Raw genomic sequence first — 26,265 nt, 5'->3', positions numbered from 1 at the left:
CGGCATGACCGGCCGCCGCCCCGCTCGACGCGGCGCACATACCCACCAACGGAACCTTCCACCGGCCCGCCGGGTTACCGCAGCATCACATCCCACGGCAGGACACCCGATGACCGGACAGCTGATCTATTACCCCGACGACAAGCCCGGCATCACCCGGCGCCGCTGTGGCCGTGGCTTCAGCTACTACGACGCCGCGGGCACCCTGATCCGCGACGCTTCGGAACGCACCCGCATCCAGTCCTACGCCGTGCCGCCGGCCTATTGCGACGTCTGGATCACGCCGAAGCCCAATGGCCACCTGCTGGCCACCGGGCGCGATGCGCGCGGCCGCAAGCAATACCGCTACCACGAGAAATGGACCGCCCAGCGGGACGAACGCAAGTATGCCGAACTGTCCGATTTCGGCCGCGCCCTGCCGCGCCTGCGCTCGGCCATCGCCAACGGTCTGCGTGCGCCCACCGGATCGCGCCAGCTTGCCCGCGCCGCCGTTCTGGCCCTGCTTGACCGCGCCGCGCTGCGCGTCGGCAACGCCTGCTACGCCGACGACAACGGTAGCTACGGCGCCACCACGCTGCTCGACAAGCACGTCCGCTTCGATGACACGGGCGTCCATCTGGCCTTTCCGGGCAAGCGCGGCACCGACGTCTCGGTCCACCTGCAAGGCGCGCGCCTGCAAAAAGCGCTCAACCGCATGTATGACATGCCCGGTGCCGAACTCTTCACCTGGCAGGATGACGACGGCACCCAACGCACGCTCGGCTCGGACGAAATCAACGCCAGCCTGCGCGATCTTTGTGGTGACGGCGCCAGCGCCAAGACCTTCCGCACCTGGAACGGCACCCATGCCGCCTTTGCCACGCTGGCCCGCACCGAGGACGAGATCACCCTGACCGAGGCTGTCGAAGCCGCCGCCGAACGGTTGCACAACACCCCTGCCATCGCCCGCACCAGCTATATCCATCCGGCGGTGATCGACCTGGCCAAGGAAGACGTCAAGGCGCGCAGGGCGCGTCTGTCCCGCCTGAGGCCACCGCAACTGACCGGGTTGCGCGCCCATGAAGACACCCTGATCGCTTTTCTGGAATCGGACGCCGGGCGGCAGGCCAGATAGACCCCCGTCGCCGTCCGAAAAAAACTGACAAGATCGAAATTTTTTGGGAACAAATTCGGCGCTGGTCGGTTTCCGGAATATTGTGCGAATTTCCGCCTCAACCGAAAGGCCTGAATGTCCAAGAACATCCTGATCGTCGAGGACGAAATCATCGTGGCGCTCGACCTCAGGCTCCAGCTCGAAGACGAAGGCTATATCTGTGTCGGCCCCGCCTCCACGGTGCCGGGGGCCCTGTCGCTGATCAACGGCAACAGCGTGGATTTCGCCGTTCTCGACGTCAATCTCAACGGGGCGTCGTCCTCCAGCATCGCGGCCCGTCTGATCGAAGATGGGACGCCCTTTCTCTATTTGACCGGTTACGGCGACCCCAGCGCGCTTGAAGGCATGCCCGAGGTCCCGGTGCTGCACAAGCCGGTGCCGATCCCGCTGCTGCTCAGGCACATCAGCGACGCGCTGTCGGACACGGCGCCACTCTAGACCGGCGATCGTCAAACGCTCCGATGTGTCCTCGCCGAAGGTGGGGCCGGCCGTTTGCGGGCGGACCTCGGCCAGCCATGGCCAGCCGCATCACCTGTCGGGGGGGCTTTTGTACAAAACACCCCCCTGTTTTGTACAAATTGTACAAAACTCGGGTGAACCTTTCCCGACCCGCGCCGACACATGGTTGTGCCTTTTTCGGTCCGCATCGCGGCCCGATGCGCGAAATCTGCCAAACCGTTTTGATGCCTTGCATCGTTGACTTTCGGGACCACGAGGCTCACTCGCTGGCCCGAAATGACGCCCCGGATTGTGCAAACTGGGCTTGCAAAGGCAAAACGCCTCTCCTAAACGCGGCTTACGCAGGGGAGTCCCGCCGAGGGGACTGAGAGGCAGACGGGGCTTATGCCCGGTGACGCGACCCTTTGAACCTGACCCAGTTGACACTGGCGTAGGAAGCTAAGGGTGCTGTCGGACCTCCGGTGCAATGCCCTGAAAAGAAGGCATAAAACGCCTTCGCCTCCTCTCCTGGCTCATCTGGTGTCTTTTTGAGACCTGTGCTTGAGGAGCGCCGAAATGAACATCCCCAACCCCAAAATCACCACCGGTGCGCTGCCCGCATCGCGCAAGATCCACGTCCCCGGAGTGCTGCACCCCGACATCCGCGTGCCCATGCGCGAAATCTCGGTCCATCCCACCGCCGGCGAGCCGCCGCTGCCGGTCTACGACAGCTCCGGCCCCTACACCGATCCCGCCGCGCAGATCGACATCGCCGCGGGCCTGCCCCCGCTCCGCCGCGCCTGGATCGAAGCCCGCGGCGACGTCGAGGCCTACGACGGCCGCGAAGTGAAGCCCGAGGACAACGGCTTCGTTCAGGGCGACCGGCTGACGCCCGAGTTCCCGGTGCGTCCGCGCCCCCTGCGTGGCAAGGGTGCCGTGACGCAACTGGCATATGCCCGTGCCGGGATCGTCACGCCCGAGATGGAGTTCGTCGCCATCCGCGAGAACCAGCTGCGCCAGGCCGTGGGAGAGCGTGACGGCGAGGATTGGGGCGCCAATCTGCCGGATCACGTGACGCCCGAGTTCGTGCGCGGCGAGATCGCCGCTGGCCGCGCCATCATCCCCGCCAATATCAACCACCCCGAAAGCGAACCGATGATCATCGGCCGCAACTTCCTCGTGAAGATCAACGCCAACATGGGCACCTCGGCGGTCACGTCGTCGATGGAGGAAGAGGTGGACAAGCTGGTCTGGGCGATCCGCTGGGGCGCGGACACGGTGATGGATCTGTCCACTGGCCGCAACATCCACAACACCCGCGAATGGATCATCCGCAACAGCCCGGTGCCCATCGGCACGGTGCCGATCTATCAGGCGCTTGAGAAGGTGAACGGCATTGCCGAGGACCTGACCTGGGAGGTGTTCCGCGACACGCTGATCGAGCAGGCCGAGCAGGGGGTGGACTATTTTACCATCCACGCCGGGGTGCGGCTGCACATGGTGCCTATGACCGCCGAGCGCGTCACCGGCATCGTGTCGCGCGGCGGATCGATCATGGCGAAATGGTGTCTGCATCACCACAAGGAAAGCTTCCTCTACGAGCATTTCGACGAGATCTGCGACATCTGCCGCAAGTACGATGTCAGCTTCTCGCTGGGTGACGGGCTGCGCCCGGGTTCGATCGCCGACGCCAATGACGCGGCGCAATTTGCCGAGCTGGAGACGCTGGGCGAGTTGACCAAAATCGCCTGGGCCAAGGATTGCCAGGTGATGATCGAAGGCCCCGGCCACGTCGCCATGCACAAGATCAAGGAGAACATGGACAAGCAGCTGGAGTGCTGCCACGAGGCGCCATTCTACACCCTCGGGCCGCTCACCACGGACATTGCGCCGGGGTATGATCACATTACCAGCGGCATCGGCGCGGCGATGATCGGTTGGTTCGGCTGTGCGATGCTCTGCTACGTGACGCCCAAGGAGCACCTCGGCCTGCCCGACCGTGACGACGTGAAGACCGGGGTCATCACCTACAAGATCGCGGCCCACGCCGCCGATCTGGCGAAGGGTCTTCCGGGGGCGCAGCGGCGCGACGATGCGCTCAGCCGCGCGCGGTTCGAATTCCGCTGGGAAGATCAGTTCAACCTCGCGCTCGATCCCGAGACGGCACGGGACTTCCATGACCAGACTCTTCCGAAAGAGGCGCACAAGGTGGCGCATTTCTGCTCGATGTGCGGGCCGAAGTTCTGCTCGATGCGAATTTCGCATGACATCCGCGCCGAGGCGCAGAAAGAGGGCATGGAGGCGATGGCTGCCAAGTTCCGCGAAGGGGGCGACTTGTACGTGCCCGCCAAAAAGGTGGAACCGGCGGAATGACGACGGTCCGCATTGCCGGGGCGGGGCTCGCGGGCCTCGTCTGCGGCCATGAACTGGCGCGGCGCGGGGCGCGGGTGGTGCTGTATGAGCGCGCCGCCACCCTCGGCGCGGCCAGCGTGGCGCGCTTTGCCGGTGGGATGCTGGCGCCGTGGTGCGAAGGCGAAAGCGCGCCGGCAGAGGTGGTGACACTGGGGCAGGGCGCGGCGGACTGGTGGGCCGGGGTGACGCAGGTCACGCGGCGCGGCACGCTGGTCGTGGCACCGCCGCGCGACCGGGCCGAGCTGGTACGCTTCGCCCGGCGGACAGAGGCGCATCGAGGGGTGGACGCGACCGGGATTGGTGCGTTGGAGCCGGATCTGGCGGGACGATTCCGGCAGGGGCTGCATTTCGCCGATGAGGCGCATCTCGATCCGGCGCAGGCGCTGCGCGACCTTGCCTCGGGGATCACGGCCATGGGCGGTGAGATCCGGTTTGGCACCGACGCCCCCGCGCGGGTGGATATCGATTGCACCGGAATGGCAGCACCCCTGCCGGATCTGCGCCCGGTGCGGGGTGAGATGGCGGTGCTGCACTGTCCCGAGGTCGCGATCACCCGCACGGTGCGCCTGCTGCATCCGCGCATCCCGCTCTACCTCGTGCCGCGCGGGCAGGGGACCTACATGATCGGCGCCACCATGCTGGAAAGCGGCTCGGACCGGCCTGCCACCCTGCGGGCGCTGACAGAATTGTTCTCGGCGGCCTTCACGCTGCACCCGGCGTTTGCCGAAGCTGCCGTCATCCGCAGCGGTGCCGGGCTGCGGCCTGCCTTCCCTGACAACCTGCCTCGGCTGACCCTAAAGGACAGCAAGTGGCACCTGAACGGACTTTACCGCCACGGCTTCCTGCTGGCGCCCGCGATGGCGCAGCGGCTGGCGGACATCCTGATCCCGGAGACCCGACATGAAGATATTCGTGAACGCCGAATTGCGTGAGGTTGCCGGCGCGACGCTCGCACAAGCACTTGCCGAGCTCGATCTAGACACACCCGCGATTGCCACCGCGCTAAACGGCACCTTCGTGCCGCGCGGGGCGCGGGGCGAGACCGCATTGAACGACGGCGACCGGCTGGAAGTGCTGGCACCGATGCAGGGAGGCTGAGATGCAGCTGTACGGAGAGACCATTTCATCGCGCCTGCTGCTGGGCACCGCGCAATATCCTTCGCCCGCCGTGCTTCAGGAGGCGATCCGCGCCAGCGGCACTGGGATTGTCACCGTGTCACTCCGCCGCGAGACCGCCGATGGCGCGGGCGAAGGCTTCTGGCGGACCCTGCGCGAAACCGGGGCGCGCATCCTGCCCAACACCGCCGGCTGTCATTCGGTGAAGGAAGCGGTGACCACGGCGTATATGGCGCGCGAGGTCTTTGGCACCGACTGGCTGAAGTTGGAGGTGATCGGCCATGCCGATACCCTGCAACCGGACGTCTTCGCGCTGGTCGAGGCGGCGCGGATCCTCTGCGCCGAGGGCTTCCGGGTGTTTCCCTACACGACCGATGACCTTGTGGTCGGTGAACGGCTGCTGGACGCCGGCTGCGAGGTGCTGATGCCGTGGGGCGCGCCGATCGGCTCGGGGCAGGGGCTGCGCAATCCCGATGCCCTGCGCGCGATGCGGGCGCATTTTCCCGGCGTGCCGCTGGTGGTCGATGCCGGGATCGGGCGGCCCTCGGACGCCGCGCAGGCGATGGAGCTGGGGATGGACGCAGTGCTGCTGAACACGGCCGTCGCGCAGGCGGGCGACCCGGTGGGGATGGCGCGCGCGATGGCGCTGGCGGTCGCAGCGGGACGCGCCGGGTTCGAGGCCGATCCGATGGAACGGCGGGATCTGGCGGTGCCCTCGACCCCGGTGCTCGGGCTGGCGGAACTGGCGTGATGGAGCGGTTCTACCTGATCACCGGCCATGTCTCGCGGCTGGAATTGCTGGTGCCTCAGGGCGTGAAGCTGGTGCAACTGCGGGTGAAGGACCAGCCCGATGCCGAGGTCCGGCGGCAGATTGCCCTTGCGCGGGATCTTTGCGCGGTGCACGGCGCGCAACTGGTGGTCAACGACTTCTGGGAAGCCGCGCTCGACCTGCGTTGCGGCTTTGTCCACCTGGGGCAGGAGGACATGGATCGGGCGGACTTCGCGGCCTTGCGCAGGGCGGGGGTCCGCTACGGGTTGTCGACGCACGATGAGGCCGAACTGGAGCGGGCATTGGCGCTGGAGCCGGCTTACGTGGCGCTCGGGCCGGTCTATCCGACGCTGCTGAAGCAGATGAAGTGGGGCCCGCAGGGGCTTGAGCGGGTGACCGCGTGGAAACGGCACGCGGGCGACGTACCTCTGGTCGCCATCGGCGGGCTGACGCCGGAGCGGGCGCCGGGGGTCTTCGCGGCTGGCGCCGACAGCGTGGCGGTCGTCACCGATATGCAGCAGGCCACCGACCCCGAGGCGCGGGTGCGCCATTGGCTGAGGGTCTGCGGATGAGCCGTTACGCGCGCCAGATGGTCCTGCCCGAGGTTGGCACGGAGGGGCAGGCGCGGCTGGCGCGGGCGTATGTGGTGGTTGTCGGAGCCGGCGGACTGGGGTGTCCGGTGTTGCAGTATCTTGCCGGGGCCGGGGTCGGGCGGATCACCGTCCATGACCCGGATCATGTGGAAGAGAGTAACCTGCACCGGCAACCGCTATACCGGATGAGCGACCTCGGACGGCCCAAGGCCGAGGCGGCGGCACGGGGTTTGCGCGGGTTCAACCCGGAGGTCAAGGTCATGGCCCGTGTCGGCGCGGTGGGACCGGGGGTTGCCGCGCAGATCGTGGCCGAAGCGGACGTGGTGATCGACGCGGCGGACAGCTTCGCGGTGTCCTATATCCTGTCGGATGCCTGCCACGCGGCCGGAACGCCTATGATCTCGGCCAGCGTGCTGGGGCAGGCGGGCTATGTGGGCGGCTTCTGTGGCGGGGCGCCGTCCTTGCGGGCGGTGTTTCCTGACCTGCCGAGATCGGGCGCGACCTGCGCGACGGCCGGGGTATTGGGGCCGACGGTGGGGGCGATTGGCGCGTTGCAGGCGCAACTGGCGCTGCGGGTGTTGCTCGGGGCGGAGCCGTCGCCCTTGGGGCGGATGGTGTCGCTGGACCTGGCGGAATTGCGGTTCGGCGGGTTCGAGTTTCTAGGCACGCCGGAGCCGCCGTCGGTCTGGCCCTTCGTGACCCCTGCGATGTGCGACGGGTCCGACCTGATTGTCGAATTGCGAGACGCGGAGGAGGCGGCGGTGCCGCTTCATCCTGCGGCGCGGCGGGTGAGCATGGATCGGGTTTCCGCGCTGGCACCGGCCCCCGGACAGCGTGTCGTGCTGTGCTGCACCACCGGATTGCGGGCGTGGCGGGCGGCAGACGAGGTGAGGGCCCGTGGCCACGATCGCATTGCCTTGATGGCAGAGAGCGCCTGCGCGTGATCCGGGTGATGGCGATCGGCGGCACCGACAGCAGCGGCGGCGCCGGGTTGACCCGCGACGCGGCGGCGGCGGGGATGCTTGGCGCCGAGATCTTGCCGGTGGTGACGGCGGTGACGGCGCAGACGGATCGGCGGGTGCTGCGAATCTGTCCGGTGGAGGCTGACGTCGTGGCCTGTCAGATCGCGGCGGGGCTGGCCTCTGGCGGGGTCGCCGCGGTGAAGATCGGCATGCTTGCCAGCGCGGAGATTGCCGGGACGCTCGCGGAGATGCTGGCACGGACCGATGTGCCGGTGGTGATCGACCCGGTGCTGCGGGCCAGCTCGGGCGGGGCGTTGCTCAAGGGCGGGCTGCCGGGGGCGTTGCTGCGACGGGCAACCTTGGTTACGCCGAACCTGCCGGAAGCGGCCATCTTGACGGGGTTGTCCCCGGCGTCGGACTTGCCTGAGATCGCGACGCAGGCCGCAGCGCTGCGTGCCGCGGGCGCCTCTGCGGTGCTGATCAAGGGAGGACATGGGCAAGGGGCGCAGGCGACGGATTATCTGTTCGACGACAGCGGCCGCCGGGCGTTTGCCGCGCCGAGATTGGCGGCGGGCCGGCGCGGGACCGGATGCACCCTTGCGACGCTGATCGCTTGCGGGCTGGCTGCGCAACTGCCTTTGGCGGAGGCTTGCTCAGAGGCGAAACGGATCCTGCATCGCTGGCTCACCGAGGCTCAGGCGAAGGGGTTCACCAGCCGCAACTGACCCTCGACCAGCAGACCGCTGTGCATGTCTTCGGTGTAAAGGGTGGTGCAACCGGCGATCAGTGCAGCGGCGACGATCATGGAATCGTAGACAGAAAACCCGTAGCGCTCGGCCAGGGCGCGGCCGACCTCGTGGGTGTGCAGGGTCAGCGGCTCGACCGGGCAGAGCGACTGGACGCCCGTGAGGAAGGCCACGGTTTCATCCCAGCCGAGCCCGGCCTTGCGGCGGCAGTTCACCATGGCCTCGTTGAGAACCTGCACGCTGATGCGGGGACCCTGCGCCAGCACCTGTTCGGCGCGGTCCGCCTTGGTACCGTCATCCAGCAGGTAGAGCACGACGTTGGTGTCGGCGAAATCAGCGCTCATGCGCGGCGTCTCGGCTCAGCCGGTCGCGGGCGGGGAGCGTGCCGCGAAACCGGCGCAGGCCCTTCAGCACGTCCTCTGCCCGGGCGCGGGGCTGCACCCTGAGCCCGTCGTCGCCGGCCACCAGGTCGATCTGGTCGCCCTCTTTCAGGCCAAGCTTGCGCACCAGATCCACGGGCAGGCGAACGGCAAGGGAATTGCCCCATTTGGCGATCTGCATGACGGTCGTCTCCGGCTTTGGATATACATGTCATGAATGTATATCCGGGCGTTAGGGAAAACAAGCCTGCGCTCGATGGTAGAAGAGCACTGTACTTTCGCACCGTCCGCTCTTCCTTGGAGACGCCCGTAACCCCGCAGTAACCCGCTATGAATACGTTCAGGTTACTAGGTAGGAGTAGGGTACATGTTCAAGGCAAGGCATCTTGTGCCACTGGCGATGATGGTCGGCACGGCCGTGACGGCAGGCGAAGGCCTGTTCTCTCTGGGCCGGGCCGACCGGATGCAGGTGTTCGACAGCCAGTCCAGCGTTCTCGATCAGCGCTTCGGCGTCCGGTCGATACCGGTTGTTTCCACGAAGTCCGCCCCCGCGCCCGCCAGTCTGGCCCGGGGGTCCGCACCACAGCTGCGCGAGGTCAAGCCACGCGGGCGGCATGTGGCGATCTATCTGAATGAAGCGAAACGGCAGGCCAAGGCCTTCCGGATCCCCGAGGCGCTGTTTCTTGCCCTGATCCAGCAGGAATCGGCATGGAACAGCAATGCCAGGTCGCATGTCGGCGCCATCGGGCTGACCCAGCTGATGCCGGGCACCGCGAAGGATCTGAACGTCAACCCGCACGATCCGAAGCAGAACCTGCGCGGTGGGGCCAAGTACCTGCGCGAGCAATACGACCGGTTCGGCGACTGGCGGCTTGCCCTTGCGGCGTACAATGCCGGGCCCGGCGCGGTGAGGAAATACGGCGGCGTGCCGCCTTACCGCGAGACCCGCAATTATGTGCGTCGCATTCTAGGCAAATAGCTTAATCGCACTGTCTTGCACCCCGCGCACAGCGCCGGATTGTGCCGCCCCGATGACCGGGGCGGCCTTTTTTGGCGCGGTCGGGCCTTGCCTTCGCATCCCTGTGGATCGGCGTCGGGCGCGTGGCGACGATTAATTTCGATGAAACGAAATGCGCCTACGTTCCGCTCATCCACCGGAGCAGCCGTCCATGAGCGAAGCCGCCGGAGGCTGAAGCGTCCTTGTGGGACGGTCTGAACAATTCGGTGCAAAACGCCCCGGGCCGGCAGCCGACCGGAGAAGGAGAAACGAGATCATGTTGAAGATGACCGCCATCTGTCGTTCCGTCGCGGCAGCGACGCTCTGCCTTGCCGCCGCGCGGGCCGTGCCAGCCGAGGAACTTCGGGCAAACATCGCCCTGTTCATCGTCGAGACCGACGAAGACGGTGCCGAACGGCTGGTCGAGCGCGACTCCGTGAAGCCGGGCGAGACGATCCATTTCACCATCCGGCATGAAAACCTGACCGAGCAGGACCTGACCGACCTTGTGATCGTCGGTCCGGTGCCGGCGGGCGTGACGCTGCGCCTGGGCACCCAGCACAGCTCGCACGAGGCGGCTTTCGAAATCCAGGCCGAGATGGACCCCGACCTGCCGGGGTTGGAATGGTCCACCCTCCCGGCCACCCGAAAGGTCGTCGATGACGACGGCACCGTCCGGTTGGAGCCGGTGCCCGAAGACATCGTCGAGGCCGTTCGATGGACCCTCTCGGCGACGCTGGTCAAGGGTGAGCAGGCGCTGAACTCCTATCGGGTCACCGTCAACTGACACACCGGCCCATGCCGGCGGCGTCGGGGCGTCGGGGGCGCGGCCTTTCCAACAGTGGTGAGTAGTGATGAGAATCAATGTGAAACTGAAGCGTGACCTAGCAGTTATCGCGGGCCTGACAACGCTGGCCGCCGCAGCCCATGCCGCCGCACCCGAGGCCGGGGCCGTGATCGGAAACCAGGCGGTTGCGACCTATACCAACAGCGCGGGCGACACCATCACCGTGACCTCCAACAAGGTTGAGACCATCGTGCAGCAGGTCGCCGGCCTGACGTTGACCTCAAGCACCTCCGAGACGCTCGCCCCGGGCGGAAAGGCCTTTCTGCCACATATCGTGACCAATGATGGCAACGGCCCCGACAGCTTCGCGCTGACAGCGGTGGAGCGCAATTCGGGTGCCCTGAACACCACGCTGATGATCTATCCCGACGCCAACATGGACGGCGTTGCCGACAGCGCCACCCCGATCACAGGCACCCCCGTGCTGGCCCCGAGTGAGCAATACGGCTTCATCATCGAGGCCTCAGCCGGATCGACCGAGACCGGCACGGACGAAATCGACGTCGTCGCGACGTCGGCGCTGGACAATACGGTGAGCGCCGCCAACCTCGACCGGCTGACCATCTCGAACGGCGCCATCGTCGAACTTGTAAAATCGATGACCGTCGATCCCGCCTCCGGCACCGGCAACCCCGCCATCGTCGACAGCGGCGACGAGGTCACGATCACGCTGACCTACTCAAGCACCGGCCTTGCCGCTGCCAACAGCTATGCGGCGGAGGATGTCCTTGATGCCCGGCTGGCCTATGTGGCGGGCAGCGCCACCTGGTCAGACGCCCTGGGCGCGCTGGACGAGGCCAATGCCGCAGGCGACCCCGATGCAACCAACGGCGGCGGACAGGACATCGCATGGCATCATGACGGGGCGCAAACCCTGCAATTCACGGTCAGCCAGATCCCCCCGGGTCGCTCGGGCAGCGTGACCTTCAGGGCGACAATCGTCGATGGCGTCCCTGCCGGCATCATTTCGAACACGGCGACACAGACCGTGGGCGGCGCGGCATTTCCGGCGTCGAACACAGCATCTGTGACCGTGGACGAGCAGTTCAGCGTCGAGATCGACGACACCGGGATCAACCACGACGGCACCCGCGACGTTACTGTTGCCTCGGCCACCGACACCGACGGCACCGCCAACGACAGCGTCGCCGACAACGCCAATGTCTATCAGGGCGCGACGATCCCGTTCGAATTCGTGATCTCCAACACCTCGAACGTGACCGACAGCTACACGCTGGACATCCCGGCCGAGACCTTCCCGGCCGGCACCAATTTCCGGCTGGTGGCCGAAGACGGGGCGACCCCCGTCGTCGGGTCGGTCGGCCCGCTCGCGTCGGGTGCATCGACCAGGGTGCGGCTGCTGGCCACTCTTGCCAGCAACGTCGCGCCGACCGCCATAACGGACTACTCGGCCACGATCGAGGTCCGCTCCGAAAACAGTACCCGGACCGACACGTCGACGGCGCTGTTCACCGGGCAAATCCTCGCCTCGGCCATCGACCTGACCAACAGGGTCGCGGGGTCCGAGGGGATCGGCGCCGCGCCGACCGACGGCGGCGCGCCATGGGTCACCATAGCCACCGATCCCGGCGGCGCGGTCATTTATGAGATGAGCGTCACCAACGGCGGCACCACGTCGGACAGCTTCAACCTGTCGCTGGCGCAGGCGTTGCCGGCCGGCTGGACCGTCGAGTTCCGCTTGCCCGACGGGACCGTGGTGTCCAACACCGGCACCATTTCCACGGGGGGTGCGCAGGACTTCGCCGTTGCGGTCACGCCGCCCGCCGGGACCGCACCGGGCGACACCGCGATCGACATCCTCGTGGCTTCGGCCGTGACCGGGCAGTCCGACCGCATCGTCAACCGGCTGACCGTGAACCGGGTGGTCGACGTCGCCATCGCCGCCGATCAGCAAAGCCAGGCCGCGCCGGGTGGCATCGTCGACATGGTGCACACAGTCACCAACCTGTCGAACGTCGCCATCACCGAAGGCGCGATCACCCAGGGCGGTCTGACCGACTTTACCGGCGCGATCTACTGGGACGCCGATGAAAACGGCGTGATCGATGCGACCGAGGTCATCATCGACAACTTCGACGATCTCACCCACGGGGTGGGTGCCGGCAGTAACGGTCTTGCGGTTGGCGATCAGATTTCGCTGATCTACCGGGTGCAGACGCCGTCGAATGCGACTGCCGGGGTATCGGAGACGGCGGTGCTGACGCTAGCAGCCGCGCTCAATGCCGGTAGCGATACGGATGCGGACACGACGAACAACACGGTCATCGACACGATTGTCGCCGTTTCGGGCGACATGACACTGACCAAGCGCCAATACATCGATCCGCTCTGCACCGGGGCCGGCGGCACCTTCACCAAGAACCGCCTGGACGTGGAACCGGGCCAGTGCATCCGCTACCAGATCGAGGCCGAGAACACCGGCACCGGCGATGCGGACAGCGTGCGCATCCGCGATGTGGCGCCGGCCTATACCACCATCCACACCTGTGGGGGGCTGTGCGCTTACTCGGTCTTTCCGGCTGAACCAGCCTCGACCGTCGTGATCACCGGAACCACGGTGGACAGTCAGCACAACACGGTGATCCCGGGCGAATTCGCCAGGATCGAGTTCACCGTGAGGGTCTCGGAATAGCGACCTTCGGTCCACCCGGCGCAGGCCGGGTGGGCGCGTTTCAACCGATCCGGATCAGGTCCTGAGTTCCATGTGGTCTTGTGTGTCAAAACAGGTGCGGGGGGTCGCGCCGCTGCTGCTGGCCGCCGTCATGCTGACGGTGCTGGGCGCGGTCGAGATGCGGGCCCAGCCGACGCCAACCGCACAGGTGATCCGCAATACCGCCACAGCGACATACTTCAATCCCCGCCTCGGTATCGTCGAGACCGTGACGTCGAACACCGTAAACGCCGCGATCCTGATGGTGCCGGCGTTCGAACTGTCGGGCCGCAGCAATCTGATCCTCGCCCGTGGCGCGACCTCGTATCACCAGTACGACGTCAGCAATGCCGGCAATGTCGCGCTGGAAATGGCCTTCGACGTCGCCGAAGGTGGCACCCCCGGTGCGATCGAGAACCGCAGGCTGTTCATTGACGCCAACGGTGACGGCGTTCTTGACGACGCCGACCGCCAGATTGCCTTTGGCGACCGCGTGGTGTTGGCCGTGGGCGAGACCCTGTCGCTGATCTATGTCTTCGACGTCTCGATACGGGCCGCACCGGGGGACCTTGTGACCTCGCGTCTGGTCGCGCGCGGCAAGACGATGGGCAGCAGTGCCGCAGCGACAGGCGTCGGGCAGGGAACGGGCAGCGTGCAGGTGGTCGACGCGACGCTGCAACTGGAAAAGGGCTACAGCCGTACTGACACGCCGTCGGGAACGGAGATCACCTACCGCCTGAAACTGTTCAACAATTCCCTGCGTCCGGTCGCCGCATACGGATCGGTCGACGGCGTGCGGATCACCGTGGACGGCGCTGGCGTCAGCGGCGTTCTGGTCCGCGATCCGATCCCGCTGAACACCCGCCTGCTGTCGGCGGGGGCCTCGGCGTCGCTGCGGATGCTCTATCACCTGGCGGGCGCGCCGGCACAGCAATACGTCACCCGCCCGCCCGCGGATCTGGCAAGGGTCGACGCGGTGGCATTCCTGCATGACGGGGATTACCCGGTCGGCCAGTATCGGGAGTTGGTCTTTTCCGTTCTGCGCCCGTCGGCCTTGGGTGCGGCGGAGGTCCGGAACCTGGCCGAGACGTTCATCGGCGGGGCCTCGGGCGTGCTGCAGGTGCCATCGAACACGGTCAAGCTGCAAGCCGGGGCAGAGGCCGCCATCGCGCTGGAATTCATCGTGCCGGGCACCGGCGAGCCCGCCCACCATGGCCAGCCCGGGACCGACACCGCGCTACGGGCGGTGTCCGGAGCCTGCAACGCCAGCCACGATGTCGACAGGGTGCAGATAACGGTGCGCAGCCGCACCACCGGCGACGCCGAAACGGTGATCGCCACGGAGACGGCGCCGAACTCCGGCATCTTCGTCACCGGGCCCCTGCCCTTGGCGCGGATGCAGGTGGCAGCCCATGGTGACGGGGTGATGGCCACCGGCAATGCCGACACCCTGACCGGAACGGGCGTGTGCGGCGGCTTGACCGCGCAAGACGAACTGCAGGTGGCGCCCGGTATCTACGTGTTCGACAGTGTCACCAACGCCGCCATAGCCACGGCTGCGGTCGAGCTGCGCGACGCCGCGGGCGGGCCGGTCGCCACCGGGACCTCGAGTGCCGAGGGTTTCGTCGCGCTGGGCCTGATCGGCGCGGGCGAATACCGGCTGCATGTCACCCCGCCGCCCGACTACAGCTATCCGTCGCTGCGCGGGTCGTTCCCGAATTTCAACCGGCTGGTGGATGCCGAGGGCTCTTTCGGAGCCCTCTTTCGCCACGAGGGCGGGGTGTTCGGCGGGCTGGACCTGCCGCTGGACCCGTTCTACGGCGTGCCGCTCGCTCTGACGAAGACCGCGAGCAAGGACAAGGTGCAGGCCGGCGAGTTCGTGCTCTACACGGTGACCGCCACCAACAACATGAACCAGGCCCTGCAGCAGGCCCGTATTGCCGACCGCCTGCCGCGTGGTGCCGTGATCGTCGCGGGCTCGGCCCGGTTGGAGGGTGACCGGATCGCCGACCCTGTCGCGAACGACGGCGGTGCGCTGGTCTTCGATCTTGGGCATGTTCCGCCGTTGAAGACCGTGACGTTGAAATATGTCGTGCGTTTCACGCCCACCACCCGCAGCGGTGACCGTATCAACGAAGCCGTGCTTTATGGCACGCAAGCGGGCACCGGGCAGAGGCGCGTTTCGAACACGGCGCGGGCGCGGGTCAGGCTGAACGCCGAAGGCGGCGTGTTCTCACGCGAGGCTGCGGTCATCGGCACGGTGTTTCTGGACTGCAACGAAAACGGTATCATCGACGGACCGGACGAACTGGGCGTGCCCGGCGTACGGATCGTGACCCAGCAGGGGTTGGCGGTCGTGACCGACGCGGAGGGCAAATATTCGCTGTTCGGGTTGAAACCGGTCAGCCATGTGCTGGCACTTCAGAACGCGACCTTGCCGGCGAACGCCCGTCCACGCGTGTCACGGGCGGCTGACATGCTGCGGGCCGGATCTCGGCTGGTGGCGCTGAAACGCGGCGAGGTACGGGCCGAGAACTTTCCGCTCGGCGGGTGCTCGGCGGCGTCGTTCGCCGAGGTTCGCCAGCGCGCCGAGGCGCTGGCCGGGCGTGATGGCGACGAGGCCGGCCTGTTGTCAGACCTGCCGATCGATGCCGCGACGCCAGACTTGCGTGCCGTCCGCTCTGAGGCCGGGCTGGCCACCACCACGCAGGTCTATACTCACCGACCCGGACAGGCCGTCGCAGGCACGAGTTCCGAACTCGCGGCGCCGGAGGGTGTTTCGGTGGGGACGCTTGAGACGATCCTCAAGGACCTGCGGCCGGGCTTCGGCTTCATCGGCCTCGCCGACGGCGACGGGGTTGATCGCCGCAGCCTGAAGCTGCGCATCAAGGGACCGGCGGACCTGACCCTGACACTTGAACTCAACGGTGCAGAGGTCGGCAGCGACCGTGTGGGCGAACACGCGGTTTGGGATCGTGGCAATTTGCAGGCCAAGGAATACGTGGCGCTGCGGCTCAATCCCGGCCCGAACCGGCTGCGGATGATTGGCCGCGACACCTTCGGCATCACGCGACAGACGGCCGAGATCACGGTGACCGCCCCCGGCGACCCGGCGAGGATCGAGATCGTCGCCCCGTCTGAGGCCGCGGCCAGCCCCGGCAGCGTTCTGCCGGTCGTCGTGCGCATCCTCGACGCCCGCGGCAACCTTGCCCAGGCTTCTGCGGTGGTGACGCTGGAGGCGCGGAACGCGACGTGGGACCTTACCGACATCCGTCAGGACCAACCGGGCTTGCAGGCCTATATCGACAACGGCGAGGCAAGGTTCGATTTGCTGGCACCGCAGGCGGCTGGCCCGGAGGTCATCTCCGTGCAGAGCGGCTTTGGCAGCGACAGTGCGCGGATCATGTTCAAACCCGATCTCGCGGACCGCACTCTCGTGGGGGTCATCGAGGGCTCCGTCGGGCTGAAGGACGGGCATCTCCATATCGATGATACGGCCCTCAGCCCGTTCGAGGACACGGTCGCCGGCCTGAGGGGCGAGATGTATTTGAAGGGCCGCATCCGGGGCGACGCGCTGTTGACCCTGCGCTACAGTTCGGACCGCGACACCGAGGACCGGCTGTTCCGCGACATCCGCGCCGACGAATACTATCCGGTCTACGGCGACAATTCCGAGCGCGGGTTTGACGCGCAATCCTCGACCAACCTGTTCGTGAAGGTCGAAAAGGGCGCGTCCTATATCCTCTACGGCGATATCGCCATCGAACCGGAGGATCCCGCGTTCAAGCTGGGCGGTTATCGCGATGTGACCACAGGCGCGAAGGCGCATTGGGAGGGTGAGATTGCCCGCGTGAAGGTTTTTGCCGCGCGGACTGCGCAGAAAAGTCGGACGGTCGAGTTTCGCGGCCGCGGGATCTCGGGGCCCTATGACATCGACCTGCGTAATTTTCGCGAGGGGTCCGACCTTGTGGAGATCCTTGTGCGGGACAAGGACAGCGGCGAGATCCTGTCGACCCGGCGCCTGCGGCGGCTGATCGACTACTCGCTGGATTTTTTCCGCGACACGATCATCTTCGACTATCCGATCCGGCAGGCCGACGACGACGGCAATCCGGTCTCGGTACGCGTCACATGGCAGATCGAGGGCGACAGCGACGAGACCTATTGGCTGTATGGTGGCGAGGGCGTGATCGACCTGTCGGGGCGCACGCGTGCGGGGGTGCGGGTGATCCGGTCGGACGGTCCGGCAGGCAGTGACGAACGCTTTGCCCTCGACGCCGGCTTTGTCGAACATCGGCTGACGCCGAATGCCACAGTGCTGGCCGAAGTCGCGCGGTCCGACGACGGCACGGGTCGGGAGGGCACTGCCGCGCGGCTTGCCTATGAGTACCGGACACCGGACAGCCGATTGCAGGCCGAGGCGTCCACCGCTGGCGATGATTTCGCGCCGCCGGGATCGCCGGAACGGCCGGGGACCGACCGGGCCGGGCTGTCGTGGGAGACAAGGCTGAGCGACAGGGCGACCCTGTCGGCGAATGCCGATTACATCCGTGACAGGATGAACGACGGCGCGCGGGTCAGCGCCGATCTGGGCGTCCGGCGCAAGGTCCGTGAGACCACCACCCGCAGCGACGGGCTGCGCTGGTCGCGCGACCTGCGTGAGAGCGCGGCGGAGGGGACGGAAATCCTTTGGCTGACCTCGGCCGAATGGCGGCCCGCGTCGACGCCCGGTGTCAAGCTCGACTTCGATCTGGAATTGCCGTTTCGCGGCGCCGAGCAAGGCACCCTGCGTATCGGTGGCGACACCGAGGTGCGCGAGGGACTGCGGTTTTTCGGGCGGGCTGAGCTGTCCTTTGGACCGGAGGGGGACAGCCTGACGCTGGCCAGTCTTGGTGCGGAATATCGCCTGTCGCCTTGGCTGACCGGCACGTCGGAGATGACGGCGGATGCGGACCGAACACCACACATGGTTCAGGGGTTCGACGGCGCCTTTGAGGTCAGCGACCGGTTATCGCTGCGCGCCGGGCTTGAACACAGCTTCGATGTCGGTGTGCCCGACAGCGGGCTGACCAGCCTTGCGCTCGGGGTGAAATGGAACTCCGAGGATGGCCGCTGGATCGGCGAAGCGGCGTTGGACCAGACCATCGAAGACACCGGGTACACCGCCTATGCCGACGCAGGGCTTGCCGGTCAGGTGACGGAAGACCTGACGATACTGGCGCGCAGCCGCTATGCCTTTGACGGGCGCGGCGAGGGACCGGACAGGCATAGACACCGGTTGCGCGCAGGCATGGCCTATCGTCCGAAGTCCGAGGCGCGGCTGAACCTGCTGGCCTGGTACGAGAACCGATTGGAGAAAGGCGCCACGCACAGCATGGATCACCTGTGGTCGGTTGCCGGCACCTGGGACGCGACCACGCGGGTGCGGTTGAACGGCAAGTATGCCGGGCAAGCCAGCGAAGAGGTCTATGCGACCGGCGCAGCGGTGCCCGGGGTCATGCAGCTTGTGCAGGGTGGCGTCACCGGTGAGATCGTTGCCGATCGGCTGGAGGGCTCAGTAAACGCCTATCACATGTGGGACGACAGCGGTTATTCCACCCGGGCGCTGGGGGTCGAAGCCGGGTGGGTCGCGACGCCGGGCGCGATGATCTCGCTTGGCTATGTCCACGCCCGAGAGGGCCTGCCGTTCGATCGCGCGCTTCTGGAGGACGGTGCCTATCTGAAGCTGAGGGTAAAGCTCGACGACGGGCTCTGGGCCCTGCTCGACCGGTTCCTCGGCGGCTGACTGACGCGGACAGGGCGACGTTCCGGTAACGGTTTCCGCAACGTTCAGTGTTGAAATTCGCTTGGCAATCCGGGGGAATGGGCCCGGTCTGACCTGTCGGTGCACACGTCCTGGGCTCTTGCTGTGCGATCTGGACGCGCTACTGTATCGCCACCCGCCGCGTTCGAGAAGGAGCAGTATTGGAACCTGTCAAGATCCTCGTCGCCCAGTTGCGCGAAATGGCCCGCTCATTCCTTGAACATCTGCCGCAGATCGTGGTGGCGCTGGTCGTCATTGTCCTGACCGCCGTCGTGAACAAGGTGGCGCAATACGTCATGCAGCGCGTGCTTGCGCGGACGAAGCTGCGGCCCAGCCTCAAGGAGCTGTTTTCGCTGCTGGTGTCGATCGCGGTGTGGATCACGGGGCTCATGATCGCCGCGGTCATCGTCTTTCCGAACCTCACGCCCGCCAGCATTCTGACCGGGCTGGGGATCGGATCGGTTGCCATCGGCTTTGCGTTCAAGGACGTGTTCGAGAACTTCCTCGCGGGCATCATCATCCTGTTCCGTCCCGAGATGCGGATCGGCGATTACATCGAATGCGAAGGCATCGAGGGCGAGGTGCGCCACATCGCGATCCGTGAAAGCCACATCCGGCAGACCGACGGGCAGTTGGTTATCGTGCCGAACTCGATCCTGTTCAAGAACCCGGTAACCGTGCGCACGGATCTTGAGCAGCGGCGCGTGACGGTGATCTGCGGCGTCGCCTATGACGTCGACGTGGATCAGGCGCGCGATGTCATACACGACGCGGTTTCGGGGTGCGACAGCGTCGTCACCGACGGCAGGCCGGTGCAGATCTTCGCGCAGGAGTTCGCGGATTCCTCGATCAATTTCGAGGTGACGTGGTGGACCGGGTCGAAGCCGGTCGAGGTGCGCCAGTCGCGCGACGAAGTGGTCGCGCGGGTCAAGCGGGCGCTGGACGACGCCGGCCTTGAAATCCCGTTCCCGTACCGGACCCTGACCTTCAAGGAGCCGCTGGCCTTGCAGAAGGGCGATGCCGAGGCGTGAGCCAAGCTCGGCGCCCCATGCCATTGCGGGCGCGGATGCTTGGTGGTCTGTCGTATTATGCGCCACAGCCATGTTCCACGGACCGGCAGCGGGCGGAGCACACCCGGCTGTATCGGCCTAGGAGCCGGGCTTTCGGAACAGGCGGGTCTGCTCGAACAGCCGGTCGAGGGTATCGAACCGGGTTTGCGTTTGCGCCCAGGCCTCTTCCTGAGCGGCTGCGATCAGCGCCTCCAGCAGCATGAGTGTCGATACGTTGGAGTCCCATGCCGAGGGGATCTCGACCCAGCAGTTGAAGCTCTGGGTGGCGATCTTGGCGACCGGGCTGGACCATTGGTCGGTGACAAGCACGACCTGCACACCTTGTTCGGAGGCGAGCTGGGCCAGCCTCAGCAGGCTGGATTCGTAGCGGCGGATGTCGAACATCAGCAGCGTGTCGCCGGGGGCCATATCCACAAGGTAGTGCGGCCATGTGGCAGACGAAGAGGTCAGGTGGATCACCTTGGGCCGGACTGCCTGAAAGTGGGTGAAGGCATAGTCGGCCAGCGCATGGGTGATGCGTCCACCGACGATATAGAGTGTGTGTTCGGTGTCGGCCAGCAGGTGCGCGGCGGCGTCGAACGCATCGCTGGGGACGTTGCTGAAGGTGGTCTGGATATTTTGCGTCACCGCCTCGGCGAAGCGGTTCAGCAGGTGTGATTCCGGGGCCTCGGTGGCCCAGTTGGCGCGGCGTTCGGTGGGGCCCGAGACCTTGGCCTGCAATTCCTTGAGCAGCGCCTTGTGAAACTGCGGGAAGCCCTTGAACCCCAGCTTCTGCACCATACGCGCGATGGTTGGCGCCGAAACCCCGGCCTGTTCGGCGACGACGGTAATCGAGGCCAGACCAGCCGAGGGGTAATCCTCCAACAGGGTATTGGCGAACTTGCGTTCCGATTGGGTAAGGCCGGAATAGTGGTGCCGGATCAGCTCTCTCACAGTGGTATCGGGCTGGCTCACGGCTGAGGTCCTTGCGCTCGGGTTGCGGGCGGATGCCCGGGAGTGAACATTTGCTGCAATGTCCGTGAAGAAATATTGACACACCCGGCGGGGTGTGGAAAGTTTTTTTCAGAAAGCGGGGGAGAGATGGCGGAAAGCGGTCAGGACAGCAGCGACGCGACGGTGCACGTGGTGAATTCCACGGGGGCCGGTGGGGTGTTGCTGCTGTGCGAACATGCTTCTTCCCATATTCCCGAGCGGTACGGCGATCTTGGCCTGAAGCCCGAGTGGCGCCAGAGCCACGCGGTCTGGGATCCGGGTGCTTTCGCCTTGGCGGAAATACTGGCCGAGGGGCTGGATGCGCCGCTTGTGGCGGGGCGCGTATCGCGGGTGGTTTATGACATCAACCGCCCGCCCGAGGTGGCGGGCGCGATGCCGGTACGCTCGGAAGTGGTGGAGATACCCGGAAACGCCGGCTTGAGCGCCGAGGCGCGGGCCGAGCGGATCGAGACGGTGTATCGGCCGTTCTGCGACACCGTGGGGTCCCTGCTCGACGCGCGGGCCCGGGCCATCGTCACCGTGCACAGCTTCACGCCGGTGTATTTCGGGACACATCGGTCGACCGAGATCGGGATCCTCCATGACAGCGATGCCCGGCTGGCCGAGGTGATGCTGGCACATGCGCCCGAGGACCTACAGGTAGAGCGCAACAAGCCATATGGCCCGGAAGACGGCGTGACCCATTCGCTGAGGCTGCACGGGATCGCGCGCGGGCTGCCGAACGTCATGCTAGAGGTGCGCAACGATCTGCTGGAGACGCCGCAGGACATCGCTGCGGTTGCCGACGCGCTTCTTGCGATGCTGCGCCCGGCGCTGGCCGCCCATCCCGCGGAGGCTGCGGATGCCTAGAATGATCACCGCTTTCGTGCACGGCGTCGACGCCATGAACCGCTTCATCGGGCGGATCGCGATGTACCTGATCTTCGTGCTGATCGGGGTATTGCTGTGGTCGACGGTCTCCAAGGTGGCCTTCCTGCCCTCGCTCTGGACGCTTGAGACGGCGCAGTTCGTGATGGTGGGGTACTACATCCTTGGCGGGCCGTATTCGATCCAGCTTGGATCGAACGTGCGGATGGACCTGTTTTATGGCGGCTGGTCGGTGAAGACCAAGGCTTGGTTCGACGCCTTCACGGTGCTGTTCCTGATGTTCTATCTGGGCGTGCTGCTTTACGGCGCGCTGGGATCGCTGGCCTATGCGATGGGCTATTTCGGCATGGCGCCGGTGGAGTACTTCAGGGAGTTCTTTGGTGCGCTCTTCACCGGCGGATTCGACGCGGCGGGCGAGACCCTTGGCTTCCTTGAACGGTCCTCGACGGCGTGGCGGCCGTTTCTGTGGCCGGTCAAGCTGTTGTTGGCCTTCGGTATCTTCCTGATGCTGCTGCAAACCCTCGCCGAATTCTTCCGCGATATTGGCCGCATTCGCGGGGTGGAGATCTGATGTCCCATGAAATGATCGCCATCCTGATGTTCTCGGGCATGATGCTGATGCTGCTGACCGGGCAGAGGGTGTTCGGCGCCATCGGCTTCGTCGGCGCGCTGGCGGCGCTGCTGCTGTGGGGGACCGGGGGCGTCGATGTGCCGTTCTCGGCGGCAATGAAGCTGATGAAATGGTATCCGCTTCTGACGCTGCCGATGTTCATCTTCATGGGCTACGTGCTTTCGGAATCGAAGATCGCGGACGACCTTTACAAGATGTTCCACGTTTGGATGGGGCCGGTCAGGGGCGGGCTTGCCATCGGCACCATCGGGCTGATGGTGCTGATTTCGGCGATGAACGGGCTGTCGGTGGCAGGCATGGCGATCGGGGCGACGATTGCCCTGCCCGAGTTGCTGAGACGGGGCTATGACAAGATCATGGTGACCGGGGTGATCCAGGCGGGGTCGTCACTGGGCATCCTCGTGCCGCCGTCGGTGGTGCTGGTGCTTTACGCGATGATCGCGCGGCAGCCGGTGGGGCAGCTTTGGCTGGCGGGCGTGATGCCGGGGCTGATGATGGCGACGCTGTTCATCATCTACATCTACATTCGGTGTCGCGTTCAGCCCGAACTTGGACCGCCGCTGCCGGCCGAGGAGCGCGACGTGAGCCGCGCCGAGAAACTGCGCCTGCTGCGGGCCGGTATCCTGCCGCTGGTGATCTTCGCGGTGATGATGGTGCCTTTCGTCAAGGGCTGGACCTCGCTGGTGGAAAGTTCGGCCATCGGCGCGATGGCGGCATTCGTCGCGGCGATCCTGAAGGGGCGGATGACGCGTCAGGTCTTCGAAGTCTCGGTACGCCAGACGCTGGCGATCTCGTGCATGTTCATGTGGATCATCCTCGCCGCGCTGGGTTTCGGCGCGATCTTCGATGGGCTCGGAGCGGTGCGCGCGATCGAGACGCTGTTCACCGAACGGCTGGGCCTGTCGCCGTGGATGATCCTTATCCTGATGCAGCTGAGCTTCATCATCATGGGAACCTTCCTTGATGACACAGCAATGCTGGTGATCGTGGCGCCGCTTTACGTGCCTCTGGTCGGCGCGATGGGCTTCGACCTGATCTGGTACGGTGTGTTGTACACGATCACCACGCAGATCGCCTATATGACCCCGCCGTTCGGCTACAACCTGTTTCTCATGCGCGCCATGGCGCCGCCCGAGATCGGACTGCGCGACATCTACCGCTCGATCATTCCGTTCGCGATGGTGATGGTGGGCGCGCTGGCGCTGGTGATGATATTCCCGCAAATCGCGCTTTGGCTGCCGAACCTCGTTTACGGAAAATAACCCCAGAAGCCCCGGTCGGGGGACGCATTTCAACAAGGAGAATGGACATGACCACTTCGAGAAGAAAGTTCCTGAAAACCGCCGGTGTCGGCATGGCGGCAGCCCCCCTGGCGGCACCGGCGCTGGCGCAATCGACGATCACCTGGCGGATGCAGACCTACGCTGGGGCAGCGCTGGCCGAGCACGTGGTCAAGCCGGCGATCGACCGCTTCAACGCCATCGCCGGCGACCGGATGCAGATCGAGCTGTTCTATGCCGACCAATTGGTGCCCACGGGCGAGCTGTTCCGCGCCATGCAGCGCGGCACCATCGACGCGGTGCAGTCGGACGACGATTCCATGGCCTCGCCGACCGAGGTGACGGTGTTCGGCGGCTATTTCCCTTTTGCTTCGCGCTATTCGCTGGACGTGCCGGTGCTGTTCAATCAGTACGGCCTGAACGAGATCTGGGCCGAGGAATACGCCAAGGTCGGGGTCAAGCACATCTCGGCCGGGTCCTGGGATCCGTGCCATTTCGCCACCAAGGATCCGATCAACAGCCTCGCCGATCTGGAAGGCAAGCGGGTCTTCACCTTCCCCACCGCCGGCCGCTTCCTCAGCCAGTTCGGCGTGGTGCCGGTGACGCTGCCGTGGGAGGACATCGAGGTCGCGGTGCAGACCGGCGAGCTGGACGGTATCGCCTGGTCGGGCATCACCGAGGACTACACCGTCGGTTGGGCGGATGTGACCAACTACTTCCTGACCAACAACATCTCGGGCGCCTGGATCGGGCACTTCTTCGCCAACATGGGCCGCTACGAAGAGCTGCCCGAAGACCTGAAGCTGCTGCTGGCGACCTGCATGGAGCAGTCGCATTATTACCGCCAGTGGTGGTACTGGGGCGGCGAGGCCAGCCTGCGGGTGCACGGCGAGAAGATGCAGTTGACCACCATCCCCGATGCCGAGTGGGACAAGGTCGAGCAGGCGGCGCTGAAGTTCTGGGACGAGATCGCCGCGGAATCCGAGACCAAAGCCAAGGTCGTGGACATCTTCAAGAAGTACAACGCCGACATGGCCAAGGCCGGACGTCCGTATCGCTACAATACCTGAGCCGCGACATACAGCACTGTCCCGGGCCTGACCCGGGACCTCACGTCAAACCAAGAGGCCCCGGGTCAAGCCCGGGGCTGCGACACTCCTAGACGAAACCGGGATGCCCATGACATTCGAAGATCTGAAATCGAAATTCGCCGCCGGAGAGATCGACACCGTGCTGGTGTGCACTGTCGACATGCAGGGCCGGCTGATGGGCAAGCGGTTCCACGCCGCGCATTTCATCGACAGCGCCTGGGAAGAAACCCATTGCTGCAACTACCTGCTGGCCACCGACCTGATGATGGCGACGCCCGAAGGCTATGCCTCGACCTCCTGGCGACAGGGCTATGGCGACTACGTGATGAAGCCGGACCTGTCGACCCTGCGGCCGATGCCGTGGCTCGCGGGCACGGTTATGGTGCTTTGCGACGTGCTCGACCATCACACGCATCAGGAGGTGCCGCATTCGCCGCGCGCCATGCTGAAGAAACAGGTGGCGCGGGCCGAGGCAATGGGCTTCACGCCGATGATGGCCACCGAGCTGGAGTTCTTCCTTTTCGAGAAGTCCTTCGATGAGATCCGCAAATCGGGCTTCCGCGATCTAGCCACGCTGTCGGGCTATAACGAGGATTACAACATCCTGCTGACCAGCCGCGAAGAGCATGTGATGCGCCCGGTGCGCAATCACCTCTACGCCGCGGGTCTGCCGATCGAGAACTCGAAGGGCGAGGCCGAGACTGGTCAGGAAGAGTTGAACATCAAGTACGCCCCGGCGCTGGACACGGCGGAATACCACACCATCGCCAAGCACGCGGTGAAGGAAATCGCGCATCAGCAGGGTCACGCTGTCAGCTTCCTGCCCAAGTGGTCGCCGGACAAGGTAGGCTCGTCCAGCCACGTGCACCAGTCTTTGTGGAAGGACGGCAGCCCGGCATTTTACGACGCCGAGGACAAGTTGGGCATGTCCACGCTGATGAAGCACTACGTTGCCGGGATGCTGAAATATGCCAAGGATTACATGTATTTCCTTGCCCCCTACATCAACAGCTACAAGCGTTTCCAGGTCGGCAGCTTCGCGCCCACGCGGATCATCTGGTCGATCGACAACCGAACCGCCGGTTTCCGGCTTTGCGGTGACGGCACCAAGGGCGTGCGCATCGAATGCCGCGTCGGCGGGTCCGACATCAACCCCTATACCGCCATGGCCGCGATGCTGGCGGCCGGGCTCAAGGGCATCGAGGAGGAGTTGGAGTTGCAGCCGGCCTTTACCGGCGATGCCTATGCCACCGATGCCGAGCAACTGCCCGTCACGCTGCGCGACGCGCGCGAGGCGCTTCTGGCCTCTGACATGCTCCGCGAGGCTTTTGGCGACGATGTCGTGACCCATTATGCCCGCGCCGCAGAGGTGGAGATCGAAGATTTCAATCGCGTCGTGACCGACTACGAGATCGCCCGCGGCTTCGAGATGGCCTGACCGGGCCG

The 26,265-nt window shown here is 65.6% G+C and carries 22 protein-coding genes; 19 read left to right on the top strand and 3 right to left on the bottom strand.

The window, feature by feature from the left end:
- Positions 1 to 109: 109 nt before the first annotated feature.
- The 9 genes from AC04PT_RS16435 to thiD all read left to right on the top strand — a co-directional run bounded on the left by AC04PT_RS16435 (position 110) and on the right by thiD (position 8,168).
- Positions 110 to 1,114 carry a DNA topoisomerase IB gene (locus AC04PT_RS16435; protein WP_482874815.1) on the top strand — a complete coding sequence of 335 codons (1,005 nt, stop codon included), beginning with the start codon at positions 110 to 112 and terminating at the stop codon, positions 1,112 to 1,114.
- Between the two features lie 114 nt (positions 1,115 to 1,228).
- Entirely contained in the window at positions 1,229 to 1,591 is a 363-nt protein-coding gene (locus AC04PT_RS16430; protein WP_482874814.1) for a response regulator, read from the top strand.
- 576 nt (positions 1,592 to 2,167) lie between these two features.
- The gene (gene thiC / locus AC04PT_RS16425; RefSeq protein WP_482874813.1) at positions 2,168 to 3,964 is read left to right on the top strand and encodes a phosphomethylpyrimidine synthase ThiC; all 1,797 of its coding nucleotides are present in this window, start codon (positions 2,168 to 2,170) and stop codon (positions 3,962 to 3,964) included.
- The gene (locus AC04PT_RS16420) at positions 3,961 to 4,935 is read left to right on the top strand and encodes an FAD-dependent oxidoreductase (RefSeq protein WP_482874812.1); all 975 of its coding nucleotides are present in this window, start codon (positions 3,961 to 3,963) and stop codon (positions 4,933 to 4,935) included. Before thiC ends, AC04PT_RS16420 begins: the two co-directional genes overlap by 4 nt.
- Positions 4,904 to 5,101 carry a sulfur carrier protein ThiS gene (gene thiS / locus AC04PT_RS16415; RefSeq protein WP_482874811.1) on the top strand — a complete coding sequence of 66 codons (198 nt, stop codon included), beginning with the start codon at positions 4,904 to 4,906 and terminating at the stop codon, positions 5,099 to 5,101. The genes AC04PT_RS16420 and thiS overlap by 32 nt, the downstream gene beginning before the upstream one ends.
- A 1-nt stretch (position 5,102) precedes the next feature.
- Positions 5,103 to 5,870, top strand: a complete 768-nt coding sequence (locus AC04PT_RS16410) for a thiazole synthase (protein ID WP_482874810.1) — start codon at positions 5,103 to 5,105, stop codon at positions 5,868 to 5,870.
- The gene (locus tag AC04PT_RS16405) at positions 5,870 to 6,460 is read left to right on the top strand and encodes a thiamine phosphate synthase (RefSeq protein WP_482874809.1); all 591 of its coding nucleotides are present in this window, start codon (positions 5,870 to 5,872) and stop codon (positions 6,458 to 6,460) included. Before AC04PT_RS16410 ends, AC04PT_RS16405 begins: the two co-directional genes overlap by 1 nt.
- Positions 6,457 to 7,425, top strand: coding sequence for a ThiF family adenylyltransferase (locus AC04PT_RS16400; RefSeq protein ID WP_482874808.1), 969 nt, complete (start codon positions 6,457 to 6,459; stop codon positions 7,423 to 7,425). The genes AC04PT_RS16405 and AC04PT_RS16400 overlap by 4 nt, the downstream gene beginning before the upstream one ends.
- 8 nt (positions 7,426 to 7,433) lie before the next feature.
- Complete coding sequence (thiD, locus tag AC04PT_RS16395; RefSeq protein WP_482874807.1) at positions 7,434 to 8,168, top strand: bifunctional hydroxymethylpyrimidine kinase/phosphomethylpyrimidine kinase; 735 nt, start codon at positions 7,434 to 7,436, stop codon at positions 8,166 to 8,168.
- Here the strand turns inward: thiD and AC04PT_RS16390 are convergent.
- The gene (locus AC04PT_RS16390) at positions 8,138 to 8,533 is read right to left on the bottom strand and encodes a PIN domain-containing protein (RefSeq protein ID WP_482874806.1); all 396 of its coding nucleotides are present in this window, start codon (positions 8,531 to 8,533) and stop codon (positions 8,138 to 8,140) included. The two genes, thiD and AC04PT_RS16390, sit on opposite strands and share 31 nt — an antisense overlap.
- A complete protein-coding gene (locus tag AC04PT_RS16385; protein ID WP_482874805.1) occupies positions 8,523 to 8,750 on the bottom strand; it encodes an AbrB/MazE/SpoVT family DNA-binding domain-containing protein in 228 nt (75 codons plus the stop codon). The genes AC04PT_RS16390 and AC04PT_RS16385 overlap by 11 nt, the downstream gene beginning before the upstream one ends.
- A gap of 186 nt (positions 8,751 to 8,936) precedes the next feature.
- Here AC04PT_RS16385 and AC04PT_RS16380 point away from each other — a divergent pair, with 186 nt between their 5' ends.
- From AC04PT_RS16380 to AC04PT_RS16360, 5 genes are all read left to right on the top strand, one after another.
- Positions 8,937 to 9,548 carry a lytic transglycosylase domain-containing protein gene (locus AC04PT_RS16380; RefSeq protein ID WP_482874804.1) on the top strand — a complete coding sequence of 204 codons (612 nt, stop codon included), beginning with the start codon at positions 8,937 to 8,939 and terminating at the stop codon, positions 9,546 to 9,548.
- A gap of 295 nt (positions 9,549 to 9,843) precedes the next feature.
- On the top strand, positions 9,844 to 10,353 hold the full coding sequence (locus tag AC04PT_RS16375; protein WP_482874803.1) for a hypothetical protein: 510 nt from the start codon (positions 9,844 to 9,846) through the stop codon (positions 10,351 to 10,353).
- A gap of 67 nt (positions 10,354 to 10,420) precedes the next feature.
- Positions 10,421 to 13,066: an NEW3 domain-containing protein gene (locus AC04PT_RS16370; protein ID WP_482874802.1), complete on the top strand. Its 2,646-nt coding sequence runs from the start codon at positions 10,421 to 10,423 to the stop codon at positions 13,064 to 13,066.
- A gap of 82 nt (positions 13,067 to 13,148) precedes the next feature.
- On the top strand, positions 13,149 to 18,869 hold the full coding sequence (locus tag AC04PT_RS16365) for a hypothetical protein (RefSeq protein ID WP_482874801.1): 5,721 nt from the start codon (positions 13,149 to 13,151) through the stop codon (positions 18,867 to 18,869).
- A 179-nt stretch (positions 18,870 to 19,048) separates the two neighbouring features.
- Positions 19,049 to 19,918: a mechanosensitive ion channel family protein gene (locus AC04PT_RS16360; protein ID WP_482874800.1), complete on the top strand. Its 870-nt coding sequence runs from the start codon at positions 19,049 to 19,051 to the stop codon at positions 19,916 to 19,918.
- A gap of 117 nt (positions 19,919 to 20,035) precedes the next feature.
- Here AC04PT_RS16360 and AC04PT_RS16355 read toward each other — a convergent pair whose 3' ends face one another.
- Positions 20,036 to 20,911 carry a MurR/RpiR family transcriptional regulator gene (locus AC04PT_RS16355; protein ID WP_482874799.1) on the bottom strand — a complete coding sequence of 292 codons (876 nt, stop codon included), beginning with the start codon at positions 20,909 to 20,911 and terminating at the stop codon, positions 20,036 to 20,038.
- A gap of 126 nt (positions 20,912 to 21,037) precedes the next feature.
- Between AC04PT_RS16355 and AC04PT_RS16350 the strand changes: the two genes are divergently transcribed.
- The 5 genes from AC04PT_RS16350 (at position 21,038) to AC04PT_RS16330 (ending at position 26,257) form a co-directional block, all read left to right on the top strand.
- Positions 21,038 to 21,799: an N-formylglutamate amidohydrolase gene (locus tag AC04PT_RS16350; RefSeq protein WP_482874798.1), complete on the top strand. Its 762-nt coding sequence runs from the start codon at positions 21,038 to 21,040 to the stop codon at positions 21,797 to 21,799.
- Positions 21,792 to 22,388, top strand: coding sequence for a TRAP transporter small permease subunit (locus tag AC04PT_RS16345; RefSeq protein ID WP_482874797.1), 597 nt, complete (start codon positions 21,792 to 21,794; stop codon positions 22,386 to 22,388). The genes AC04PT_RS16350 and AC04PT_RS16345 overlap by 8 nt, the downstream gene beginning before the upstream one ends.
- Positions 22,388 to 23,710 (top strand): TRAP transporter large permease, encoded by a 1,323-nt coding sequence (locus tag AC04PT_RS16340; protein ID WP_482874796.1) that lies wholly within the window; start codon positions 22,388 to 22,390, stop codon positions 23,708 to 23,710. The genes AC04PT_RS16345 and AC04PT_RS16340 overlap by 1 nt, the downstream gene beginning before the upstream one ends.
- A 47-nt stretch (positions 23,711 to 23,757) precedes the next feature.
- Positions 23,758 to 24,798, top strand: a complete 1,041-nt coding sequence (locus AC04PT_RS16335; RefSeq protein WP_482874795.1) for a TRAP transporter substrate-binding protein — start codon at positions 23,758 to 23,760, stop codon at positions 24,796 to 24,798.
- Positions 24,799 to 24,907: 109 nt separating this feature from the next.
- Positions 24,908 to 26,257 carry a glutamine synthetase family protein gene (locus tag AC04PT_RS16330; RefSeq protein WP_482874794.1) on the top strand — a complete coding sequence of 450 codons (1,350 nt, stop codon included), beginning with the start codon at positions 24,908 to 24,910 and terminating at the stop codon, positions 26,255 to 26,257.
- The last annotated feature ends 8 nt before the right edge of the window (positions 26,258 to 26,265 follow it).

The organism is Litorisediminivivens sp. KMU-197 (genome assembly GCF_056858395.1).
Note: the sequence above shows the minus strand (reverse complement) of the source record. Positions and strands in the feature narration are given on the sequence as shown.

What these genes read in the sequence shown, in the direction of transcription:
- AC04PT_RS16405 (WP_482874809.1), top strand. Translation starts at nt 5,870, where the DNA reads ATGGAGCGGTTCTACCTGATCACCGGCCATGTCTCGCGGCTGGAATTG.
- AC04PT_RS16385 (WP_482874805.1), bottom strand. Translation starts at nt 8,750, where the DNA reads ATGCAGATCGCCAAATGGGGCAATTCCCTTGCCGTTCGCCTGCCCGTG.
- AC04PT_RS16335 (WP_482874795.1), top strand. Translation starts at nt 23,758, where the DNA reads ATGACCACTTCGAGAAGAAAGTTCCTGAAAACCGCCGGTGTCGGCATG.
- thiC (WP_482874813.1), top strand. Translation starts at nt 2,168, where the DNA reads ATGAACATCCCCAACCCCAAAATCACCACCGGTGCGCTGCCCGCATCG.
- AC04PT_RS16340 (WP_482874796.1), top strand. Translation starts at nt 22,388, where the DNA reads ATGTCCCATGAAATGATCGCCATCCTGATGTTCTCGGGCATGATGCTG.
- AC04PT_RS16400 (WP_482874808.1), top strand. Translation starts at nt 6,457, where the DNA reads ATGAGCCGTTACGCGCGCCAGATGGTCCTGCCCGAGGTTGGCACGGAG.
- AC04PT_RS16375 (WP_482874803.1), top strand. Translation starts at nt 9,844, where the DNA reads ATGTTGAAGATGACCGCCATCTGTCGTTCCGTCGCGGCAGCGACGCTC.
- AC04PT_RS16390 (WP_482874806.1), bottom strand. Translation starts at nt 8,533, where the DNA reads ATGAGCGCTGATTTCGCCGACACCAACGTCGTGCTCTACCTGCTGGAT.
- AC04PT_RS16330 (WP_482874794.1), top strand. Translation starts at nt 24,908, where the DNA reads ATGACATTCGAAGATCTGAAATCGAAATTCGCCGCCGGAGAGATCGAC.
- thiS (WP_482874811.1), top strand. Translation starts at nt 4,904, where the DNA reads ATGAAGATATTCGTGAACGCCGAATTGCGTGAGGTTGCCGGCGCGACG.
- AC04PT_RS16410 (WP_482874810.1), top strand. Translation starts at nt 5,103, where the DNA reads ATGCAGCTGTACGGAGAGACCATTTCATCGCGCCTGCTGCTGGGCACC.
- AC04PT_RS16345 (WP_482874797.1), top strand. Translation starts at nt 21,792, where the DNA reads ATGCCTAGAATGATCACCGCTTTCGTGCACGGCGTCGACGCCATGAAC.
- thiD (WP_482874807.1), top strand. Translation starts at nt 7,434, where the DNA reads ATGGCGATCGGCGGCACCGACAGCAGCGGCGGCGCCGGGTTGACCCGC.
- AC04PT_RS16370 (WP_482874802.1), top strand. Translation starts at nt 10,421, where the DNA reads ATGAGAATCAATGTGAAACTGAAGCGTGACCTAGCAGTTATCGCGGGC.
- AC04PT_RS16435 (WP_482874815.1), top strand. Translation starts at nt 110, where the DNA reads ATGACCGGACAGCTGATCTATTACCCCGACGACAAGCCCGGCATCACC.
- AC04PT_RS16420 (WP_482874812.1), top strand. Translation starts at nt 3,961, where the DNA reads ATGACGACGGTCCGCATTGCCGGGGCGGGGCTCGCGGGCCTCGTCTGC.
- AC04PT_RS16350 (WP_482874798.1), top strand. Translation starts at nt 21,038, where the DNA reads ATGGCGGAAAGCGGTCAGGACAGCAGCGACGCGACGGTGCACGTGGTG.
- AC04PT_RS16430 (WP_482874814.1), top strand. Translation starts at nt 1,229, where the DNA reads ATGTCCAAGAACATCCTGATCGTCGAGGACGAAATCATCGTGGCGCTC.
- AC04PT_RS16380 (WP_482874804.1), top strand. Translation starts at nt 8,937, where the DNA reads ATGTTCAAGGCAAGGCATCTTGTGCCACTGGCGATGATGGTCGGCACG.